Origin of the sequence: Marinobacter albus (assembly GCF_030238305.1) — a bacterium.
Classification (GTDB): domain Bacteria; phylum Pseudomonadota; class Gammaproteobacteria; order Pseudomonadales; family Oleiphilaceae; genus Marinobacter; species Marinobacter albus.
In genome coordinates this window covers 853,483-871,013 of sequence record NZ_JASSQD010000001.1, presented here as the reverse complement: position 1 = coordinate 871,013, position 17,531 = coordinate 853,483, and the positions used below count along the sequence as shown (strand labels likewise).

The 17,531-nt window shown below is 58.4% G+C and carries 16 protein-coding genes; 9 read left to right on the top strand and 7 right to left on the bottom strand.

The genetic code is table 11. The features are described from left to right. Window positions 1-22: 22 nt before the first annotated feature. The 4 genes from tmpT (at window position 23) to QQF73_RS03965 (ending at window position 5,859) form a co-directional block, all read left to right on the top strand. Window positions 23-676: a thiopurine S-methyltransferase gene (tmpT, locus tag QQF73_RS03980; RefSeq protein WP_219866729.1), complete on the top strand. Its 654-nt coding sequence runs from the start codon at window positions 23-25 to the stop codon at window positions 674-676. Window positions 677-1,051: 375 nt separating this feature from the next. Further along, window positions 1,052-2,974 (top strand): PrkA family serine protein kinase, encoded by a 1,923-nt coding sequence (locus tag QQF73_RS03975; protein WP_219866730.1) that lies wholly within the window; start codon window positions 1,052-1,054, stop codon window positions 2,972-2,974. A 33-nt stretch (window positions 2,975-3,007) separates the two neighbouring features. Next, the gene (locus tag QQF73_RS03970) at window positions 3,008-4,303 is read left to right on the top strand and encodes a YeaH/YhbH family protein (protein ID WP_219866731.1); all 1,296 of its coding nucleotides are present in this window, start codon (window positions 3,008-3,010) and stop codon (window positions 4,301-4,303) included. Then, complete coding sequence (locus QQF73_RS03965) at window positions 4,300-5,859, top strand: SpoVR family protein (protein ID WP_219866732.1); 1,560 nt, start codon at window positions 4,300-4,302, stop codon at window positions 5,857-5,859. The genes QQF73_RS03970 and QQF73_RS03965 overlap by 4 nt, the downstream gene beginning before the upstream one ends. A gap of 112 nt (window positions 5,860-5,971) precedes the next feature. Here the strand turns inward: QQF73_RS03965 and QQF73_RS03960 are convergent, their stop codons facing one another. The 3 genes from QQF73_RS03960 to QQF73_RS03950 are packed head-to-tail and all read right to left on the bottom strand — an operon-like array spanning window position 5,972 to window position 8,476. Continuing rightward, on the bottom strand, window positions 5,972-7,330 hold the full coding sequence (locus tag QQF73_RS03960) for a TrpB-like pyridoxal phosphate-dependent enzyme (protein WP_219866733.1): 1,359 nt from the start codon (window positions 7,328-7,330) through the stop codon (window positions 5,972-5,974). Between the two features lie 32 nt (window positions 7,331-7,362). Continuing rightward, complete coding sequence (locus tag QQF73_RS03955; RefSeq protein ID WP_219866734.1) at window positions 7,363-8,100, bottom strand: LrgB family protein; 738 nt, start codon at window positions 8,098-8,100, stop codon at window positions 7,363-7,365. Continuing rightward, on the bottom strand, window positions 8,093-8,476 hold the full coding sequence (locus QQF73_RS03950; RefSeq protein ID WP_219866735.1) for a CidA/LrgA family protein: 384 nt from the start codon (window positions 8,474-8,476) through the stop codon (window positions 8,093-8,095). The genes QQF73_RS03955 and QQF73_RS03950 overlap by 8 nt, the downstream gene beginning before the upstream one ends. Window positions 8,477-8,697: 221 nt before the next feature. Here QQF73_RS03950 and QQF73_RS03945 point away from each other — a divergent pair, with 221 nt between their 5' ends. Then, window positions 8,698-10,134, top strand: a complete 1,437-nt coding sequence (locus tag QQF73_RS03945; protein ID WP_219866736.1) for a WS/DGAT/MGAT family O-acyltransferase — start codon at window positions 8,698-8,700, stop codon at window positions 10,132-10,134. Here the strand turns inward: QQF73_RS03945 and QQF73_RS03940 are convergent. Then, window positions 10,131-10,760 carry a TetR family transcriptional regulator gene (locus tag QQF73_RS03940; protein ID WP_219868069.1) on the bottom strand — a complete coding sequence of 210 codons (630 nt, stop codon included), beginning with the start codon at window positions 10,758-10,760 and terminating at the stop codon, window positions 10,131-10,133. The genes QQF73_RS03945 and QQF73_RS03940 overlap by 4 nt on opposite strands. Window positions 10,761-10,952: 192 nt before the next feature. Here QQF73_RS03940 and QQF73_RS03935 point away from each other — a divergent pair, with 192 nt between their 5' ends. Next, a complete protein-coding gene (locus QQF73_RS03935) occupies window positions 10,953-12,056 on the top strand; it encodes a ferredoxin reductase (protein ID WP_219866737.1) in 1,104 nt (367 codons plus the stop codon). Window positions 12,057-12,107: 51 nt separating this feature from the next. Then, the gene (locus QQF73_RS03930) at window positions 12,108-13,199 is read left to right on the top strand and encodes a fatty acid desaturase family protein (protein WP_285367293.1); all 1,092 of its coding nucleotides are present in this window, start codon (window positions 12,108-12,110) and stop codon (window positions 13,197-13,199) included. On the opposite strand, the gene QQF73_RS03925 is transcribed toward QQF73_RS03930, so the two are convergent. The 3 genes from QQF73_RS03925 to QQF73_RS03915 are packed head-to-tail and all read right to left on the bottom strand — an operon-like array spanning window position 13,187 to window position 14,276. Beyond that, window positions 13,187-13,624 (bottom strand): Rrf2 family transcriptional regulator, encoded by a 438-nt coding sequence (locus tag QQF73_RS03925; protein ID WP_219866739.1) that lies wholly within the window; start codon window positions 13,622-13,624, stop codon window positions 13,187-13,189. The genes QQF73_RS03930 and QQF73_RS03925 overlap by 13 nt on opposite strands. 21 nt (window positions 13,625-13,645) lie before the next feature. Continuing rightward, window positions 13,646-14,014 carry a YbaN family protein gene (locus QQF73_RS03920; protein ID WP_219866740.1) on the bottom strand — a complete coding sequence of 123 codons (369 nt, stop codon included), beginning with the start codon at window positions 14,012-14,014 and terminating at the stop codon, window positions 13,646-13,648. A 46-nt stretch (window positions 14,015-14,060) separates the two neighbouring features. Continuing rightward, the gene (locus tag QQF73_RS03915; RefSeq protein ID WP_219866741.1) at window positions 14,061-14,276 is read right to left on the bottom strand and encodes a hypothetical protein; all 216 of its coding nucleotides are present in this window, start codon (window positions 14,274-14,276) and stop codon (window positions 14,061-14,063) included. Between the two features lie 191 nt (window positions 14,277-14,467). Here QQF73_RS03915 and ytfE point away from each other — a divergent pair, with 191 nt between their 5' ends. After that, a complete protein-coding gene (ytfE, locus tag QQF73_RS03910) occupies window positions 14,468-15,151 on the top strand; it encodes an iron-sulfur cluster repair protein YtfE (RefSeq protein WP_219866742.1) in 684 nt (227 codons plus the stop codon). After that, entirely contained in the window at window positions 15,144-17,432 is a 2,289-nt protein-coding gene (locus QQF73_RS03905) for a nitric-oxide reductase large subunit (RefSeq protein ID WP_285367292.1), read from the top strand. The genes ytfE and QQF73_RS03905 overlap by 8 nt, the downstream gene beginning before the upstream one ends. The last annotated feature ends 99 nt before the right edge of the window (window positions 17,433-17,531 follow it).

Sequence of the window (17,531 nt, the reverse complement as noted above, 5' to 3'; positions counted from 1 at the left end):
CCAAATCAGGGAGTGCAAAACCATGGAACATCAGTTCTGGCACGAACGCTGGGCCAAAAAGGAAATCGGCTTTCACGAGGGCACCGTCAACCAGTACCTCTACGATCACTGGCCGGAACTGGCCGGCAAGGCCACCAGTGCCGTTTTCGTTCCTCTTTGCGGCAAGGCCCATGATATGTGGTGGCTCCATGACCGCGGTCATCCTGTCATTGGCGTTGAACTCAGCGACGTGGCCTGTAAGGATTTCTTCGAGGAAGGCGGCGAAAAAGCCAAGGTGCACCCGGGCGAGCCCTTCACCACGTTCAAGCACGACGATCTTGAACTCTGGTGCGGCGACTTCTTCCAACTGGTTCCGGACGACCTGAAACACATCCGCCTGGTCTACGACCGGGCCGCATTGATCGCCCTACCACCACACATGCGCAAGGGCTACGTGGAACACCTGACGGCAATCATCCCGGACGGCACCAAGATCCTGCTGATCACGCTCGACTACGACACCGAGATCAAAGGCCCCCCGTTCAACGTCAGCGACGACGAAGTCCGGGAACTCTACGGCGAGGACTACGAGATCGAACACGTCCTCACCAACACCCTGGCCAAGGACCACCCGTTCACCAAACGCAAAGGCCTGGCCGGCGCCACCGAAAGCGTATTTCGTCTCACCAAGCGTTAACCTTCAAAGCGCGTTACCGCATGTAGCGCGATCGGATTGTGTGCAGGGTGATTTTGCAACCTCTTGTTTGTCTGAGCAAAGCGAGTTTCAACAAGAGGATGCAAAATCACCCCGCACGCGCTCCAGCCTCCAAGCACCCGCCACCCCGTAACACAATTTAATGAACCTTAACCACTTCCCCACTGTCCAATTTTTCGACCGTGAACTAAGCTCAGAGTATGCAGGCCGCCGCGGCAGCGAGATTGTCGGGCGGCTTGAAAGTATCCATTCCTTCCACCCATAACTAAACAGACCGCCCAGACTGGCGGAACCGATGCAACGGGGACATTGCGTGAACTGAGAGCTGACTATAAGAGAGCAAGCGAGGGGCTATCTATGACCATCATGCAGCACTTTAAAGATAGGTATGAGAGTACCCAGGAGGAAGAATTCAGCCTGGAGGAATACCTGGAGATCTGCAAAAAGGACCCAACGGCCTACGCCACGGCCGCTGAGAGAATGTTAATTGCCATCGGCGAACCAGAACTCATCGATACCTCTCGTGACTCCCGCCTGTCACGCATCTTTTCCAACAAGGTTATCAAGCGCTATCCGGAATTCTCCGAGTTCTACGGCATGGAAGATGCCGTGGAGAACATTGTGTCGTTCTTCCGCCACGCTGCCCAGGGACTGGAAGAAAAGAAACAGATTCTGTATCTGCTTGGCCCGGTGGGCGGCGGTAAATCGTCCCTGGCCGAAAAGCTCAAATCCCTGATGCAGAAAGTGCCGTTCTATGCCATCAAAGGGTCGCCCGTTAACGAGTCCCCGCTGGGGCTCTTTGACCCCGCCGAAGACGCCCAGATTCTGGAAGAGGAATACGGCATCCCGGCCCGGTACCTGAAAAACATCATGTCACCCTGGGCGGTCAAGCGCCTGCACGAGTATGGAGGCGACATCGGCCAGTTCCGTGTCGTGAAGAAATACCCGTCGGTACTCGACCAGATTGGCGTTTCCAAGACCGAGCCGGGCGATGACAACAACCAGGACATCTCGGCCCTGGTGGGCAAGGTCAACATCCGGATGCTGGAAGATTTCTCCCAGGATGATCCCGATGCCTACAGCTTCAGCGGCGGCCTGTGCAAAGCCAATCAGGGGCTGCTGGAATTCGTGGAGATGTTCAAAGCCCCGATCAAAGTGCTGCACCCGCTGCTGACAGCAACCCAGGAAGGCAACTACAACACCACCGAAGGCATGGGCTCAGTGCCCTTCGACGGTGTGATTCTCGCCCACTCCAACGAATCGGAGTGGCAGACCTTCCGCAACAACAAACACAACGAGGCCTTCCTGGACCGGGTATACATCGTGAAGGTGCCCTATTGTGTGCGGGTGACCGAAGAAATCGAGATCTACAAGAAGCTGCTGAAAAACAGCTCCCTGGCCGGTGCGCCCTGTGCCCCCGATACCCTGGATATGCTCGCGCAGTTCTCGGTGCTGTCGCGCATCAAGGAACCGGAGAATTCCAGTATCTTCTCGAAAATGCGGGTTTACGACGGCCAGAACATCAAGGACACCGACCCCAAGGCCAAGTCGATCCAGGAGTACCGGGATGCAGCCGGCGTGAACGAGGGCATGGACGGGCTGTCCACCCGCTTCGCGTTCAAGATCCTCTCCAAGGTGTTCAACTTCGACACCGCGGAAGTGGCGGCCAACCCGGTGCACCTGCTGTATGTGATTGAAAAGCAGATCGAGCAGGAGCAGTACCCGGCCGAGGTTCAGGAGCGCTACCTGCGCTTCATCAAGGAGTTCCTGGCACCGCACTATGTGCAGTTCATCGGCAAGGAAATCCAGACCGCCTACCTGGAAAGCTACAGCGAATACGGTCAGAACCTGTTCGACCGCTACGTCACGTACGCCGACTTCTGGATCCAGGACCAGGAGTACCGGGATCCGGAAACCGGCGAAATTCTCGACCGCTCCTCCATCAACGACGAGCTGGAGAAGATCGAGAAGCCGGCCGGCATCAGCAACCCGAAAGACTTCCGGAACGAGGTGGTCAACTTCGTGCTCCGCGCCCGGGCCAACAATCAGGGGCGCAATCCGTCCTGGCTCAGTTACGAGAAACTGCGCAGCGTGATCGAGAAGAAGATGTTCTCGAACACCGAAGATCTGCTGCCGGTTATTTCCTTCAACCCGAAAGCCAGCCAGGAAGATCAGAAGAAGCACAAGCAGTTCGTCGAGCGCATGGTCGATCGAGGCTACACGGAGAAACAGGTGCGTCTGCTCGCAGAATGGTACCTGAGGGTTCGTAAGTCTCACTAAGTCAGCGACCGAGCGCTGAACTGGAGTAACGTTATGGGTATGACCCACGTAGTCGACCGGCGACTGAACGGGAAAAACAAGAGCGCGGTGAACCGGGAACGGTTCCTGCGCCGCTATCGCCACCACATCAAGAAAGCGGTGGCGGACGCGGTGCAGCGGCGCTCGATTACCGACATCGAGCGGGGCGAAAACGTCAGCATCCCGACCCGCGACATCGAGGAACCGATTTTCCACCATGGCCAGGGTGGTCGCCGCGAGGTGGTGCATCCGGGCAACCAGGAGTTCGTGGCGGGAGACACCATCCCGAAACCGCCCGGGGGCGGTGGCGGCGGCCAGGGACAGGGCAAGGCCAGCCCCGATGGCGAGGGGATGGACGAGTTTGCTTTCCAGATCACTCAGGAGGAATTCCTGGATTTCCTGTTTGACGATCTGGAACTGCCCAACCTCGCCCGCAAGAAGCTGAAGGATACTGACGCGTTCAAATACGTCCGATCCGGTTTCACCACTCAGGGTGTGCCCGCCAAGCTGGATGTGGTGCGGTCACTCCGGGGCGCCCACGCGCGCCGGCTTGGTCTCGGCGGAGCCCGCAAGAAGAAGATCAGGGAGCTGGAGGAACAACTCGCGGACCTGAAATCGGCGCCGGAAGATCTGGATCCCGCCTTCAGCCATGAAGATCAGATTCAGGTGCTGGAGGAAGAAATTGCCCGCCTGAAGGCGAACGTCCGGCGGATTCCGTTCATCGACGAGATTGACCTGCGTTACCGCCAGCACCGGAAGCACCCGCAACCGGCGACCAGCGCCGTCATGTTTTGCCTGATGGACGTGTCCGGGTCCATGACCCAGATGCACAAGGACATCGCAAAGCGCTTTTTCATCCTGCTCTACCTGTTCCTGAAGAAGAACTACAAGAAGATCGACGTGGTGTTCATCCGTCATCACACCAGCGCCAAAGAAGTCGACGAAGAAGAGTTCTTCTACTCCCGGGAAACCGGCGGCACCATCGTGTCGAGTGCGTTGAAGCTGATGAAGAAGATTGTCGAGTCCCGGTACCCACCCTCCGAATGGAACATCTATGCCGCCCAGGCGTCGGATGGTGATAACTGGAACGACGATTCGCCCGTCTGCAGCAAGATTCTGGCCGACAGCATCCTGCCCCTGGTGCAGTACTACGCCTATATCGAGATTACACCCCAGGATCACCAGATGCTCTGGTACGAATACGAAAAGATCATGGAGCGCTTCCCCCAGAGCTTTGCCATGCAACAGATCGCCGACCCGGGTGAAATCTATCCGGTATTCCGCCAGCTGTTCGAGAGGAAAGCCGCATGACCGATATGATGGACCGTCCCGACGTTCCGGAAAACGGGCACGTTGGGGACCGCCAGCCCATCTCGACCAGTTCGGAGTGGACCTTCGATCTGATCAGGAAATACGATGATGAAATCGCCAAGTGCGCCGCCGAGTTCGGCCTGGACACCTATCCGAACCAGATAGAAGTCATCAGCGCCGAGCAGATGATGGACGCCTACAGTTCGGTCGGAATGCCCGTGGGCTATCACCACTGGTCCTTCGGGAAGCAGTTCCTGAGCACGTCCAAAGGGTACCAGCGCGGCCAGATGGGGCTGGCGTACGAAATCGTCATCAACTCCAACCCCTGCATCGCCTACCTGATGGAGGAGAACACCCTGCCGATGCAGGCGCTGGTCATTGCCCACGCCTGCTACGGTCACAACTCCTTCTTCAAGGGCAACTACCTGTTCCGCACCTGGACCGACGCCAGCGCCATCATCGATTACCTGGTGTTCGCCCGCCATTACGTGGCGGAATGCGAAGAACGTCATGGCGTGGATGCCGTGGAACAGATTCTCGACTCCTGCCATGCCCTGATGAATTACGGGGTAGATCGCTACAAGCGCCCGGCCCCCATCTCGGCGGTTGAGGAGCAACGACGGCAGCAGGAGCGTGAGGAGTACCAGCAACGCCGGATCAATGACCTCTGGCGCACCATTCCGCGACTCGACGATGACGAAGACCCGGTCAAACGCCAGCGACGGTTCCCGGAAGAGCCCCAGGAAAACATTCTCTATTTCATCGAGAAGAATGCGCCCCTGCTGGAAACCTGGCAGCGGGAAATTGTCCGTATCGTGCGCAAGCTGGGCCAGTACTTCTACCCCCAACGGCAGACTCAGGTGATGAACGAGGGCTGGGCCACCTTCTGGCATTACACGCTGACGCACAAAATGTATGAGAAGGGCCTGGTCAACGACGGCTTCATGCTGGAGTTCCTGCAGAGCCACACCGCCGTGGTTTACCAGCCCCCGTTCAACAGTCCGTGGTATTCGGGGCTGAACCCCTACACTCTGGGTTTTTCGATCTTCATGGACCTGCGCCGGATATGCGAGAACCCGACCGACGAAGACCGCGAATGGTTCCCGGACATTGCCGGCACTGACTGGCTGGAAACCCTTCATTTCGCCATGAAGAACTTCAAGGACGAGAGCTTTATCCAGCAGTTCCTGTCACCCAAGGTGATGCGCGATATGAAACTGTTCGCCATCCAGAACGACGACCAGGAAGATGTTTACCGGGTTACCGCCATTCACGACGATCCCGGTTACCGGATCCTGCGCGAGAAGCTGGCGCGGCAGTACAACCTCAGTTACCGGGAGCCCAACATTCAGGTGTGGAACGTGAATGTGCGGGGCGATCGGTCACTGACCCTCCGCCATATCCCGGTTGACCGGGTGCCCCTCGGCGACGAGACCGAGGAAGTGCTGCGGCATGTGCACCGCTTGTGGGGCTTTGACGTGCATCTGGAAAGCGTCGACGAAGGCACCATGGTCGAGGAATATCACTGCCCTCCGAGGGAGCTCGAGGAGGACTGACCTGGAACCAACCGGCCCCAAGGGCCGGGATCCCGAAGGGACACCCACCGCCATCCGGCACCTGAACTCCGGCGGCGGGGGTAGGGTTTTTCAGCGTCGCCGGGACGACTGATCAGGCATTGACCGAAGGCAGCCCGGACAATGCCATTGCCAACTCCTGGTCGTCGTATTCGTGGTCGCTCAGTTCACCCGCAAAATAGGAGGTATAGGCCGCCATATCGAAATGGCCATGGCCGCAGAGGTTGAAGAGGATTACCTCGTCCTTGCCTTCCCGCTTGCAACGCAGCGCTTCGTCGATGGCGCCCTTGACCGCATGATTGGCCTCCGGAGCAGGTACGATACCTTCATTCCGGGCGAACAGAACGCCCGCCTCGAAGCATTCGCGCTGGGTGTAGGACACTGCATCAAACAATCCCAGCTCCTTGGCGTGGGATACCAGCGGTGCCATACCATGGTACCGCAGACCACCAGCATGAAAGCCCGGCGGTGTGAAACCGGAGCCCAGGGTGTGCATCTTGGTGAGCGGCGTCATATGGGCGGTATCGCCATAGTCGTAGGCGTATTTGCCGCGTGTCAGGGTGGGACATGCCGAGGGTTCTACAGCAACGATGCGGGATTTCTCACCGCCTCTCAGCGCGTGGCCCATAAACGGGAAGGCAATACCGGCAAAATTGGAGCCCCCACCGGTACAACCGACAATAACGTCCGGCCAGCAGTCCGCCATTTCCATCTGCTGCATGGCTTCCAGGCCGATGACGCTCTGATGGAGCAACACATGATTGAGAACCGAGCCCAGGGCGTACTTGGTGTTCGGATCCTGCACGGCCAGTTCCACCGCTTCGGAAATGGCAATGCCGAGACTCCCGGTGTGGTCCGGGTTTTCTGCCAGCACTTTGCGGCCAAACTCGGTCAGTTCCGAGGGCGAGGCCACACACTTGGCGCCGTATGTTTCCATGACGGCCCGGCGATAAGGTTTCTGGTTGTAAGAGACCCGCACCTGAAACACCGTAACGTCGATATCAAACAGGGACCCGGCGAAGGACAGCGATGTACCCCACTGACCGGCACCGGTTTCGGTGGTGAGGGTGCGAATGCCCGCTTCCCGGTTGTAGAACGCTTGGGGAATGGCGGTGTTGGGCTTGTGGCTACCCGCCGGACTCACGCCTTCGTATTTGTAGAAGATCTTTGCTGGTGTGCCGAGCGCCTTCTCAAGGCGGTGAGCCCGGTACAGGGGCGCCGGCCGCCAGAGGTTGTACACGTCACGTACCGGCTCCGGAATCTCGATTTCCCGCTCAGTGGTCACTTCCTGTTCGATCAGTGCCATCGGAAACAGAGGCTCAAGATCCGAGGGCCCTACCGGTTGCTGGGTGCCCGGGTGCAACACCGCCGGCAACGGCTCAGGCAGATCCGCCTGCAGGTTGTACCAGTACTTCGGCATCTGGCTTTCTTCGAGCAGAAATTTGGTTTGCATTTGTCTGGACTTCCTCTTTTGTTATTTGTTTATTAAACCGGTAGCAGATATTCAATCAGATCAACCAACCAGGGGACCAGCAAGGCCGTTGCGAAGGCCGAAAGCGCCATTGCCAGGCCGGAAAACGCGCCCATCTGAGAGCTTACCTGAAACGCTCTGGCAGTTCCGATACCGTGGGCCGCAACGCCCATCGCAATGCCCTTGGCGGCGTCATCCCGAACCCGAATCCACTCGAACAGTTTGGTTCCCAACACCGCGCCAGTAATGCCCGTGGCGACCACCAGAACCGCCGTCAGAGACGGAAGCCCGCCAATTTTCTCGGAAATGCCCATGGCCACCGGCGCCGTTGCAGACTTCGGTGCCAGGGACATCTGAATCTCCGGAGACCCGCCCAGAAGTCGGGCCAGACCGATGGAGCTACCGGCGGCAATCACAACACCACAGAATAGCGAAATCGTCACCGGCAGCCAGAGCTGTCGAAGCCGGGAAAACTGTTGGTAAAGGGGAACGGCCAGGGCTACCGTCGCCGGCCCCAGCAGGAAATGGACGAACTGCCCGCCCTCGAAATAATCGCTGTAGGACGTTCCCGTCAGCATGAGCAACCCGATCAGCATGGCCACGGACGTCACGACCGGATTCGCCAGGGGATTCGAATCGGTACGCAGGTAAAAGCGATACGCAAGTCCATAAGCGACCAGGGTGATGGTCAGCCCCAGCAAAGGAGAGGTCGAAAGGTAGACCCAGATATCCCGCAACCCCGGCTCATTCATGGCCCTGCTCCTCTGTGGCGGCGACGGGCTTCACCAGCCAGCGAGTGGTCAACTGCATGACCAAAGCTGTCACCACCATGGTGATCACCGTGCTTAGCAGAAGGGCGAATGTGATGGGAATCCACTCATCCGCAATCCGGTCAAAGTGCGCCATCATGCCGACACCGGCCGGGACAAACAGCAGGGACAGGTGGGCAAGGAGAGCCGACGATGCCTGCTCGACGGATTCCGGCGCCTGGCCACGAATCCACAGGGTAATGAACAGCATCACCATCCCCAGCACCGGCCCGGGTATGGGTACCCCGGCAAGGCGCACGGTGACCTCGCCGACCAACTGGTACACCAGCAACAGCGTTATTCCGTTTAGAAACTGCATCGCGAGGGCTCCGCCGACAGATACCGGTTAAAATCAAAGCATAGCCATTAACGGCCGGGGTGAACACTCAACGGAAGTCTGACGGGAGGCCTCCGGGCAAAGGCGTTAAATGTCGCAAAAGACGGAACTTTCCGGGAAGTAACATCGTGAACAAGTCTGGTTATCAGTATACTTGCAGCTAACAAGTAAAAATCCCTTACACCCGTGGAGTACTACAAGGAATGAAACGCCTGGGAACATTGGATGCCTCCTGGCTGGCCGTTGAGTCTGAAGACACCCCGATGCACGTCGGAAACCTGCAGATTTTTTCGCTGCCCGATGGCGCTCCCGACACCTTTTTACGCGACCTCGTCACCCGGATGAAAGAAACCGGCGACGTGGCACCACCCTGGAACCTGAAACTGGCCTGGTCCGGATTCCTTGGACGCCTGGTGGCACCGGCCTGGAAGGTCGACAAGACCATAGACCTGGATTACCACGTACGCCATTCAGCCCTGCCCCGCCCCGGCGGCGAACGGGAGCTGGGCATCCTGGTTTCCCGGTTGCATTCCAATCCGCTGGATTTTGCCCGGCCGCTTTGGGAATGCCACGTCATCGAGGGGCTGGAGAACAATCGCTTCGCCCTCTACACCAAGATGCACCACTCCATGATTGATGGCATCAGCGGGGTTCGTTTGATGCAGCGGGTGCTGACCACCGATCCGGACAAACGCGACATGCCACCGCCCTGGTCCGTCAAACCGGAACGTCGGCGCGGCAGCAAGACCGACTCCGAGGCAAGCATTCCCGCCGCGGTGTCCCAGGCGATGGACGCACTGAAGTTGCAGGCCGATATGGCGCCGCGGCTCTGGCAGGCCGGTAACCGCCTGCTGCACTCGGTACGACACCCGGAGGATGGATTAACAGCGCCATTTATGGGCCCCGTCTCCAAGATCAATCACCGGGTTACCGGACAGCGTCGTTTTGCGACCCAGCACTACCAACTGGATCGCATCAAGAAGCTGGCAACGGAAACCGGGGCGTCCCTGAACGATATTGTGTTGTACCTGTGTGGCACCGCGCTGCGTCGTTTCCTGCTGGAGCAGGACGACCTGCCGGACACCGCGATGACGGCCGGCATTCCGGTCAATATTCGTCCATCCGACGATCAGGGCACAGGCACCCAAATCAGTTTCATGATCGCCTCGCTGGCAACCGATGAGCCGGACCCGCTGAACCGGCTGCAGGAAATCAAGTCCTCCACCCGGCGCGCCAAGGAGCACCTGCAGAAGCTGCCGAAAAGCGCCCTGACCCAATACACCATGCTGCTGATGTCGCCCTACATCCTGCAACTAATGTCCGGGCTCGGCGGCCGGATGCGCCCAGTGTTCAACGTCACCATTTCCAACGTTCCAGGCCCGCAACGCACCCTCTACCTCGAGGGCGCCAAGCTTGAGGCGATGTACCCGGTGTCGCTGATTGCCCACGGCGGCGCTCTGAACATCACATGCCTGAGCTATGACGGTTCGTTGAATTTCGGTTACACCGGTTGCCGGGACACTCTGCCCAGCATGCAGAAACTGGCGGTCTACACGGGAGAGGCGCTGGATGAACTGGAAGCCCTGGTGATTCCGCCCAAACCGAAGAAGGCTGCGAGCACTGCACGCAAGAAGAGTTAGCTCTTGCCGCTTTCCCAGTGAGCGGCACCCACAAAGATCAGTTGAAGGAAGCGGATTGTCCGCTTCCGGATCTGGTCGATCTGGTAGTCGTCGTCCTCGGCAACCCCCAGCAGGTCTGTCAGGCTGAACGCCACGCTGCGGACCACCAGATCACAGGTCATGTCCAGATCCCCGTCGCTGAGGTGGTCAACCAGCCTTAACCGCCGAAGGTCGTTCGCCAGTTCGCTGGCAAAGAATCGCATCTCGCTTCGAATGCCATCCTGTATGGCCCGACTCTCGCCCGCCAGCCCCTGCGCCATGAACAGGAAGAAACTGCGGTTGGCCCGGGCATGGCTGATGAAGATGTCCACCGATTCCTCAATCAGTTTATCCGCCTGTAAAACGTGCCCCCTGGCTTCCCGCATCATGCGGCGCAAGACCAGGCCCAGCTCATCCACCAGCTGCAGCCCGAGATCATCCATGTTCCGGAAGTGGCGATAGAAGGAGGTTGGTACCACGCCCGCCTGCCGGGTCAACTCCCGTATTCCCAGACTGGCGAAGTGCCTTCCCTTGCCGACCAGGGTCAGCGCCGCCCCCATGAGTTTTTCGCGCGTTTCACCCGGCTTTCTGCGTTGTTTTTCCGCCATGGACTGCTCATACCGATTGCTGTTGAACTCCGATGACAAGTGTACACATCCGAAAAAATTAAAGTACCAAATGCTTGTCATTTTATGCCAGATCCACACCCCCCATTGTGATAACAGACCTCTCTGTGTACAGTCGTACACATTAGTGAACAGCTGTACACAAGCGTGCAGATTGCACCATGGAGAAACGCTATGTTAGCGAGAGACAACCAGAGCACGGCACTCCAGTGGCTCGGCAAGCAACTGTTTAATCGAGAAGACCCGGCCGCCTTCTTTGATCCGCTGCTGGAACGCGTCAACCCGATGTGGATACAGGAGTACACACCGGCACGGGTAGAACAGATCCTTCAGGAAACGTCGGACACCAAAACCTTTGTCCTGAAACCGGCGCGCCGCTGGCAGGGTTTCGAGGCGGGGCAACATGTGAACATCTGTATCGAAATTGATGGCATCCGTCGCAACCGAACCTTCAGCCTGTCGAGCTCGCCGATCCTCTGGCAGACCCAGCGGCTGATCTCCCTGACTATCAAGCGCCTGCCCGGCGGACTGGTGACCAACTGGCTGCACGACCACCTGGATGTCGGCGCCGTGTTGGGTCTCGGTGAGGCCTTCGGTGACTTTACTGTGCCCGACCCCGCCAGGCCGGTTCTGTTCATTGCCGGCGGCAGCGGCATTACGCCCGTCCTGAGCCAGCTTGAAACCATGGCGGCGCAGGACTACCGGGCACCGGTCAGCCTGCTTTATTACGTACGCACGTCTGAGGACGTTATTGCCGGAGAAAAGCTTGAGGCACTGGCTGCCCGCTATCCCGCTCTGAGCCTGAGCATTATCCCCACCCATGACGAGGCTTCCCCCCGGTACCTGTCGGACGGGGATCTGGCTAAGGTTCCGGGCCTCAACGGCCGCCAGATTTTCCTGTGCGGCCCGAAAGGTCTGATGGACCTGGCAGGAGAGCTACTCCAGAGCCGCGGCGTCCGGGAGCGCGACATTCACTGCACCTTCTTTTCCGCGCCCCAGGCAAACCTTGAGAATCAAGCCCTGGGCGGACAGGTCCAGTTTGCCCAAAGCAACATCGAGGTGGGGTCAGAGGGCGACGCCAATCTGCTGGAAATCGCCGAAGCCGCCGGTCTGACACCCCGCCACGGCTGCCGGATGGGCATCTGCCACCAGTGCAGTTGCAGAAAGACCAGCGGCACCGTGATCAACCGCCTGACCGGCCAGAAATCCGGCCCCGGCGAGGAGAACGTCCAGCTTTGTGTCTCGGTGCCCCAGGGTCCGGTTTCCATTGACGTTTAACCAATACCGAATGCAACCGCGGTGCGCTGAAGCGCCGCAGGGAGTGAGACCATGAAAAAGATGACCGACGAACAGCTCAGTGAACTTGAACAGGATCTGAATGCGATCCGGGACGCGGTTGTCGCGGATCTCGGCGAGCGGGACGCCCGCTACATCCGCCGCATCATCAGGCTGCATCGCACCCTGGAAGTGGGCGGCCGCGCCATGATGCCGTTCGGTTTTGTACCCCCGGTTCTTATCGCGGCGACCGCCGCCCTCGGCGTATCCAAGATCATCGAGAACATGGAGATCGGCCACAACGTAATGCACGGACAATACGACTGGATGAACGATCCCAGCCTGCACTCCCAGACCTACGAGTGGGATACGGTCTGCACCGGCGAGTCCTGGCGCCGCACCCACAACTATGAACACCACACCTACACCAATATCATTGGCAAGGACCGGGATTACGGCTACGCACTGCTGCGACTGAGTGACGACGATAAGTGGAAGCCACTGCACAGCCTGCAGTTCATTAACTACGTACTGCTGAGTGTGTTCTTTCAGTGGGGGGTCGGCCTGCACGAGCTGGAAAGCGAGAGGATTCGTCGTGGCGAAGTTTCCCTGAACGAGAAGCTTCCGTTCCTGAAAGATTTCTTCCGTAAGGGTGGCCGGCAGGCGTTCAAGGATTACCTGTTCTTCCCGTTGATCACCTTTCCGGTCGCCCCAATCGTGCTGGCCGGGAACATCGGCGCAAACCTGATACGGAACCTGTGGTCATCCACCGTCATCTTCTGTGGCCATTTCACCCAGGACGCCGAGACATTCACGGAAGCGGAGTGTGAAAATGAAAGCAAGGGCCACTGGTACCTGCGCCAATTGACCGGTTCGTCAAACTTCACCGGGGGCAAGTGGGTACACCTGTTAAGCGGCCACCTGAGTTACCAGATCGAACATCATGTGTTTCCCGATATCCCGGCCCATCGTTATCCGGAAATATCGGAACAGGTGCAGGCGGTGTGTCGGAAACATGGTATTCCCTACAACACCGGCAGCTTCGCCCGGCAGTATGGCACGGTGCTCAAACGCATCTTCGCCTTCTCGCTGCCAGACCGGGTTCGCTCAAAAGTGCCTGCCCTGACGATGGGTCAGGCGACCTGAAGCAGCCGCAACAACTGTGGCCGATGCTGATCCTGGATCACGTCGGCCAGGGTGTACTTGTCCAGAACACCGAGAAACGCCTGCAACGCCTCCCCGAACATGGATTTCAGGCCGCAAACCGGCGCTATCCGGCAGGCGTTTTTCGAGGAAAAGCATTCCACCATGTTTAGATCCTGCTCGGTCTCACGCACCAGAATCCCGATACTGATTTCGTTTGCTGGCATGTGAAGACGCATGCCTCCCTTCTTGCCACGAATCGTCTCGATATAGCCCTTCTTGTTGAGCTGATGAACCACCTTCATCAGATGGTTCCTGGAAATGTCATAACTCTCGGCAATTTCCTGAATGGTCGCCAGGCGATCACCCTGCACCGCCAGATAAATCAGCACGCGCAGTGAGTAGTCAGTGTAACGGGTGATGTGCATTCGATACTCCAGTGTTTCAATTCAGATCGATGGCCGCGTCAGCAGGTAACTGGCCGAGCAAGTCATTGCAATGCCAGAAACCACCAACACCAGCGGCGATACCCCCAGGGCCCATAGCGTTACCCAACTCAGGGTCATCATCACGCAGGCAAGCCACTTGGCCCTGGCTGGCACCACTCTGTTGCTGCGCCAGTCCGCGATCAGCGGTCCATAACGCGGGTGCTGATCCAGCCAACGGGCAAAAGCCGGAGACCCCTTGCTAGCAAAAAATGCTGCCAGCAGAACAAACGGCGTGGTTGGTAACACAGGCAGAACCACGCCGGCTGCTCCCAGCGCCAAAGATATATACGCAAGAAACTGAAAACCGGTTCTTCCTGATTGCACGCCCATCAACGGTGCCTCACAGATATTTATTCTGGATGTAGTTTACCGGGATTCAGTGGACGGGTCTTCCGAGACGACTCAGGAACACCAGCCTGGCAACGTACGCGACCTTAATCCCCACCGCGAACAAGAGGGTGCCGATGTGCGCGAGGATCTGCCAGGGCATGGCTATCGCTTCGGCGTACGGATACGCCAGAAGAACGGTCATAACCAACCCCATTGCTGAAGAAATCAGTGCGCCATTCGCAAGCATTAACCAACGTTCCATCTCACCACCTATAACATATATCTTTAATATTTTTTTATAGTATAGGCGGATCAAGAAAACTGCAAACCCCATCACCATGCCGTCAGAACCCAATTAAAGGAACCCCGGACCAACCTTTAACATTTATTTGGTTTACATCTTTAAAGATTAAGAGGTATTATTTTTGAACCTTTCAAGAAGGAGAACACACCATGAACATTACCTCACTGCCCCTAGGCCAGATTGCCCGGGACTTTCCCGGTGCGACGGGCATCCTGCACAAGGCCAAACTGGATTTCTGCTGCGGAGGTGCAGAGACCCTGGCACAGGCCGCCCACACCAGGGGGCTGGATGCCCACCAAATTGCCCGGGACATACAAGCCCACCCGGATCAGCAGAACGGAGAGCCCAACCCGGCTCACCTCCCGACTGAGGCACTGATCGAACACATTCTCAACCGTTATCACGACATCCACAGAGAACAGCTTCCCGAACTGATCCGTTTGGCAAAGCGCGTAGAGCGAGTGCACGGAGGTCATGCGAAGTGCCCTTCGGGCCTGACACGGCTACTCACCGGCATGCAAAAACAGCTGGAAAGTCACATGGACAAAGAGGAGCAACTCCTGTTTCCGATGATCGCCCGCGGCATCAATGGCATGGCCGTGGCGCCTGTTTCCGTCATGCGACAGGAACACGAGGATCACGGGGTTTTTCTGGATCAACTCCAAGACACCACCAACGGGATGAGCCTGCCCCGGGGTGCCTGCAACACCTGGCAGGCGCTTTATCTCGGCCTTGAGACCTTCCAGAACGACCTGAAACAACACATACATCTCGAAAATAACATCCTGTTCAACCGAATTGACGGCCGCATGGGGGGCGCTTCCAATGGCTAACTACCGCAGACTCTGGTTGATCCTGATCGCCATTCTTACCCTGACCTTCGCTCTGCTCGGTTACTTCGGCACTGAAGTCTACCGCTCCGCTCCGCCCATTCCTGACCAGGTCGTCAGCGCCGGCGGTGCCCCCTTGATGACGGAGGAAACTATCCTCGATGGCCAGACCGCCTGGCAATCTGTGGGCGGCATGCAACTGGGGTCCATCTGGGGCCACGGTGCCTACCAGGCGCCTGACTGGACGGCCGACTGGCTGCACCGGGAGTTGCTGGCCTGGCTGGATCTCGCGGCCGAGGAAGAGTTCGGCATGCCCTACGAGGATCTGAACGGCCAACAGCAAAACGCCCTGCAGTACGATCTGAAAACCGAGTACCGCACCAATACCTACAATCCGGAGACAGGCATCCTGACCCTGTCCGAGCGCCGAACCCAAGCCATTGCCGAAACCGCGGACTACTACAGCCGACTGTTCAGCGATGCCCCGGAACTTCGCTCCACCCGGGAAAACTACGCGATGAAGGAAAACACCCTGCCGAGCGCGGAGCGTCGGGAACGGATGACCGAGTTCTTCTTCTGGACCGCGTGGGCTGCCGCTACAGAACGACCCGGCAGCGACGCCACCTATACCAATAACTGGCCCCACGAACCCCTGATCGATAACAAACCCACCCCGGAAAACGTGATCTGGTCCATCGTCAGTGTCGTGTTGCTGATAGCCGGTATCGGTGGCCTGGTCTGGGCCTGGGCATTCCTGCGCAAACACGACGAGGAAGAGCCGGCCGCGCCGGTTCGGGATCCACTGACCAGCTTCGCCCTGACAGCCTCCCAGAGGGGGCTCGGGAAATACCTGTTCCTGGTGGTCGCGCTGTTTGGCTTCCAGGTGATGTTGGGCGGTTTCACCGCGCACTATACCGTCGAGGGCCAGAGCTTCTACGGCATCAATGTTTCCGAGTGGTTCCCCTATTCCCTGGTCCGCACCTGGCACATCCAGGCAGCCCTGTTCTGGATTGCAACCGGCTTTTTGGCTGCCGGCCTGTTCCTGGCACCAATCATCAACGGCGGCCGAGACCCGAAGTTCCAGAAACTCGGCGTCGATGTCCTGTTCTGGGCCCTGGTGATTGTGGTGGCCGGCTCCTTTACCGGCAATTATCTTGCGATTGCCCAAATCATGCCCGAGCACCTGAGCTTCTGGCTGGGCCATCAGGGCTATGAGTTCGTGGATCTTGGCCGTCTCTGGCAGATTGGCAAATTCACTGGCATCGCCTTCTGGCTGGTGCTGATGCTGCGCGGCATCGTTCCGGCATTGAGACAACCCGGCGACAAGAACCTGCTTGCCCTGCTTACCGCCTCCGTGGTGGCAATCGGACTGTTCTACGGTGCCGGTTTCTTCTATGGCGAGCGAACCCACATTTCGATCATGGAGTACTGGCGCTGGTGGATCGTGCATCTGTGGGTCGAAGGCTTCTTTGAGGTATTCGCCACTACCGCCCTGGCGTTCATTTTCTGCAGCATGGGCCTGGTGTCCAGAACCGTGGCCACGTCCGCCAGCCTGGCCTCCGCCAGCCTGTTCATGCTCGGTGGTGTGCCGGGGACCTTCCACCATCTTTACTTCGCCGGCACCACAACGCCAGTGATGGCCGTCGGCGCGACCTTCAGCGCCCTGGAAGTGGTTCCGCTGGTGGTGCTGGGCTATGAGGCCTGGGAAAACTGGCGGCTGAAAGCCAGAGCCTCCTGGATGGAAAATGTCCGCTGGCCACTGGTGTTCTTTGTCGCGGTGGCCTTCTGGAACATGCTGGGAGCCGGAGTGCTGGGCTTCATGATCAATCCGCCCGTCGCGCTCTATTACATTCAAGGGCTCAACACCACCCCAACCCATGCCCATGCCGCGCTGTTTGGCGTCTACGGCTTCCTGGCGCTTGGCTTTACCCTGCTGATCCTGCGCTATTTGCGCCCGCAGGTGGTTTTCAACGACCGCCTGATGAAAGTGGGGTTCTGGGGGCTGAACCTTGGCCTGGTTCTGATGCTGTTCACCAGTCTGTTGCCGATCGGTCTGATCCAGTTCTTCGCCAGCGCAAGCGAGGGCCTCTGGTATGCGCGCAGCGAGGCTTTCATGCAGAGTGACATTCTGCAACTGCTCCGCTGGGTGCGCACCGTTGGCGATGTAGTGTTTATCGTCGGCGCCCTCGCCGTGGGCTGGCAAGTGGTGAAAGCACTGTTTTTCCCCACGCTGATCACCGCCGAGGATGGCGCGATCCCGGAGCAGCAACCCACTCGGGCCTGAACCTGATCTCACCGGGGCCACGGAAGGCTCCGGAGGGTTACTCCTCGCGGGGTATCGGAATCAGTGATCTAATTTGCGATACTGCGTCTATACTTGATC

What these genes read in the sequence shown, in the direction of transcription:
- tmpT (WP_219866729.1), top strand. Translation starts at nt 23, where the DNA reads ATGGAACATCAGTTCTGGCACGAACGCTGGGCCAAAAAGGAAATCGGC.
- QQF73_RS03975 (WP_219866730.1), top strand. Translation starts at nt 1,052, where the DNA reads ATGACCATCATGCAGCACTTTAAAGATAGGTATGAGAGTACCCAGGAG.
- QQF73_RS03970 (WP_219866731.1), top strand. Translation starts at nt 3,008, where the DNA reads ATGGGTATGACCCACGTAGTCGACCGGCGACTGAACGGGAAAAACAAG.
- QQF73_RS03965 (WP_219866732.1), top strand. Translation starts at nt 4,300, where the DNA reads ATGACCGATATGATGGACCGTCCCGACGTTCCGGAAAACGGGCACGTT.
- QQF73_RS03960 (WP_219866733.1), bottom strand. Translation starts at nt 7,330, where the DNA reads ATGCAAACCAAATTTCTGCTCGAAGAAAGCCAGATGCCGAAGTACTGG.
- QQF73_RS03955 (WP_219866734.1), bottom strand. Translation starts at nt 8,100, where the DNA reads ATGAATGAGCCGGGGTTGCGGGATATCTGGGTCTACCTTTCGACCTCT.
- QQF73_RS03950 (WP_219866735.1), bottom strand. Translation starts at nt 8,476, where the DNA reads ATGCAGTTTCTAAACGGAATAACGCTGTTGCTGGTGTACCAGTTGGTC.
- QQF73_RS03945 (WP_219866736.1), top strand. Translation starts at nt 8,698, where the DNA reads ATGAAACGCCTGGGAACATTGGATGCCTCCTGGCTGGCCGTTGAGTCT.
- QQF73_RS03940 (WP_219868069.1), bottom strand. Translation starts at nt 10,760, where the DNA reads ATGGCGGAAAAACAACGCAGAAAGCCGGGTGAAACGCGCGAAAAACTC.
- QQF73_RS03935 (WP_219866737.1), top strand. Translation starts at nt 10,953, where the DNA reads ATGTTAGCGAGAGACAACCAGAGCACGGCACTCCAGTGGCTCGGCAAG.
- QQF73_RS03930 (WP_285367293.1), top strand. Translation starts at nt 12,108, where the DNA reads ATGAAAAAGATGACCGACGAACAGCTCAGTGAACTTGAACAGGATCTG.
- QQF73_RS03925 (WP_219866739.1), bottom strand. Translation starts at nt 13,624, where the DNA reads ATGCACATCACCCGTTACACTGACTACTCACTGCGCGTGCTGATTTAT.
- QQF73_RS03920 (WP_219866740.1), bottom strand. Translation starts at nt 14,014, where the DNA reads ATGGGCGTGCAATCAGGAAGAACCGGTTTTCAGTTTCTTGCGTATATA.
- QQF73_RS03915 (WP_219866741.1), bottom strand. Translation starts at nt 14,276, where the DNA reads ATGGAACGTTGGTTAATGCTTGCGAATGGCGCACTGATTTCTTCAGCA.
- ytfE (WP_219866742.1), top strand. Translation starts at nt 14,468, where the DNA reads ATGAACATTACCTCACTGCCCCTAGGCCAGATTGCCCGGGACTTTCCC.
- QQF73_RS03905 (WP_285367292.1), top strand. Translation starts at nt 15,144, where the DNA reads ATGGCTAACTACCGCAGACTCTGGTTGATCCTGATCGCCATTCTTACC.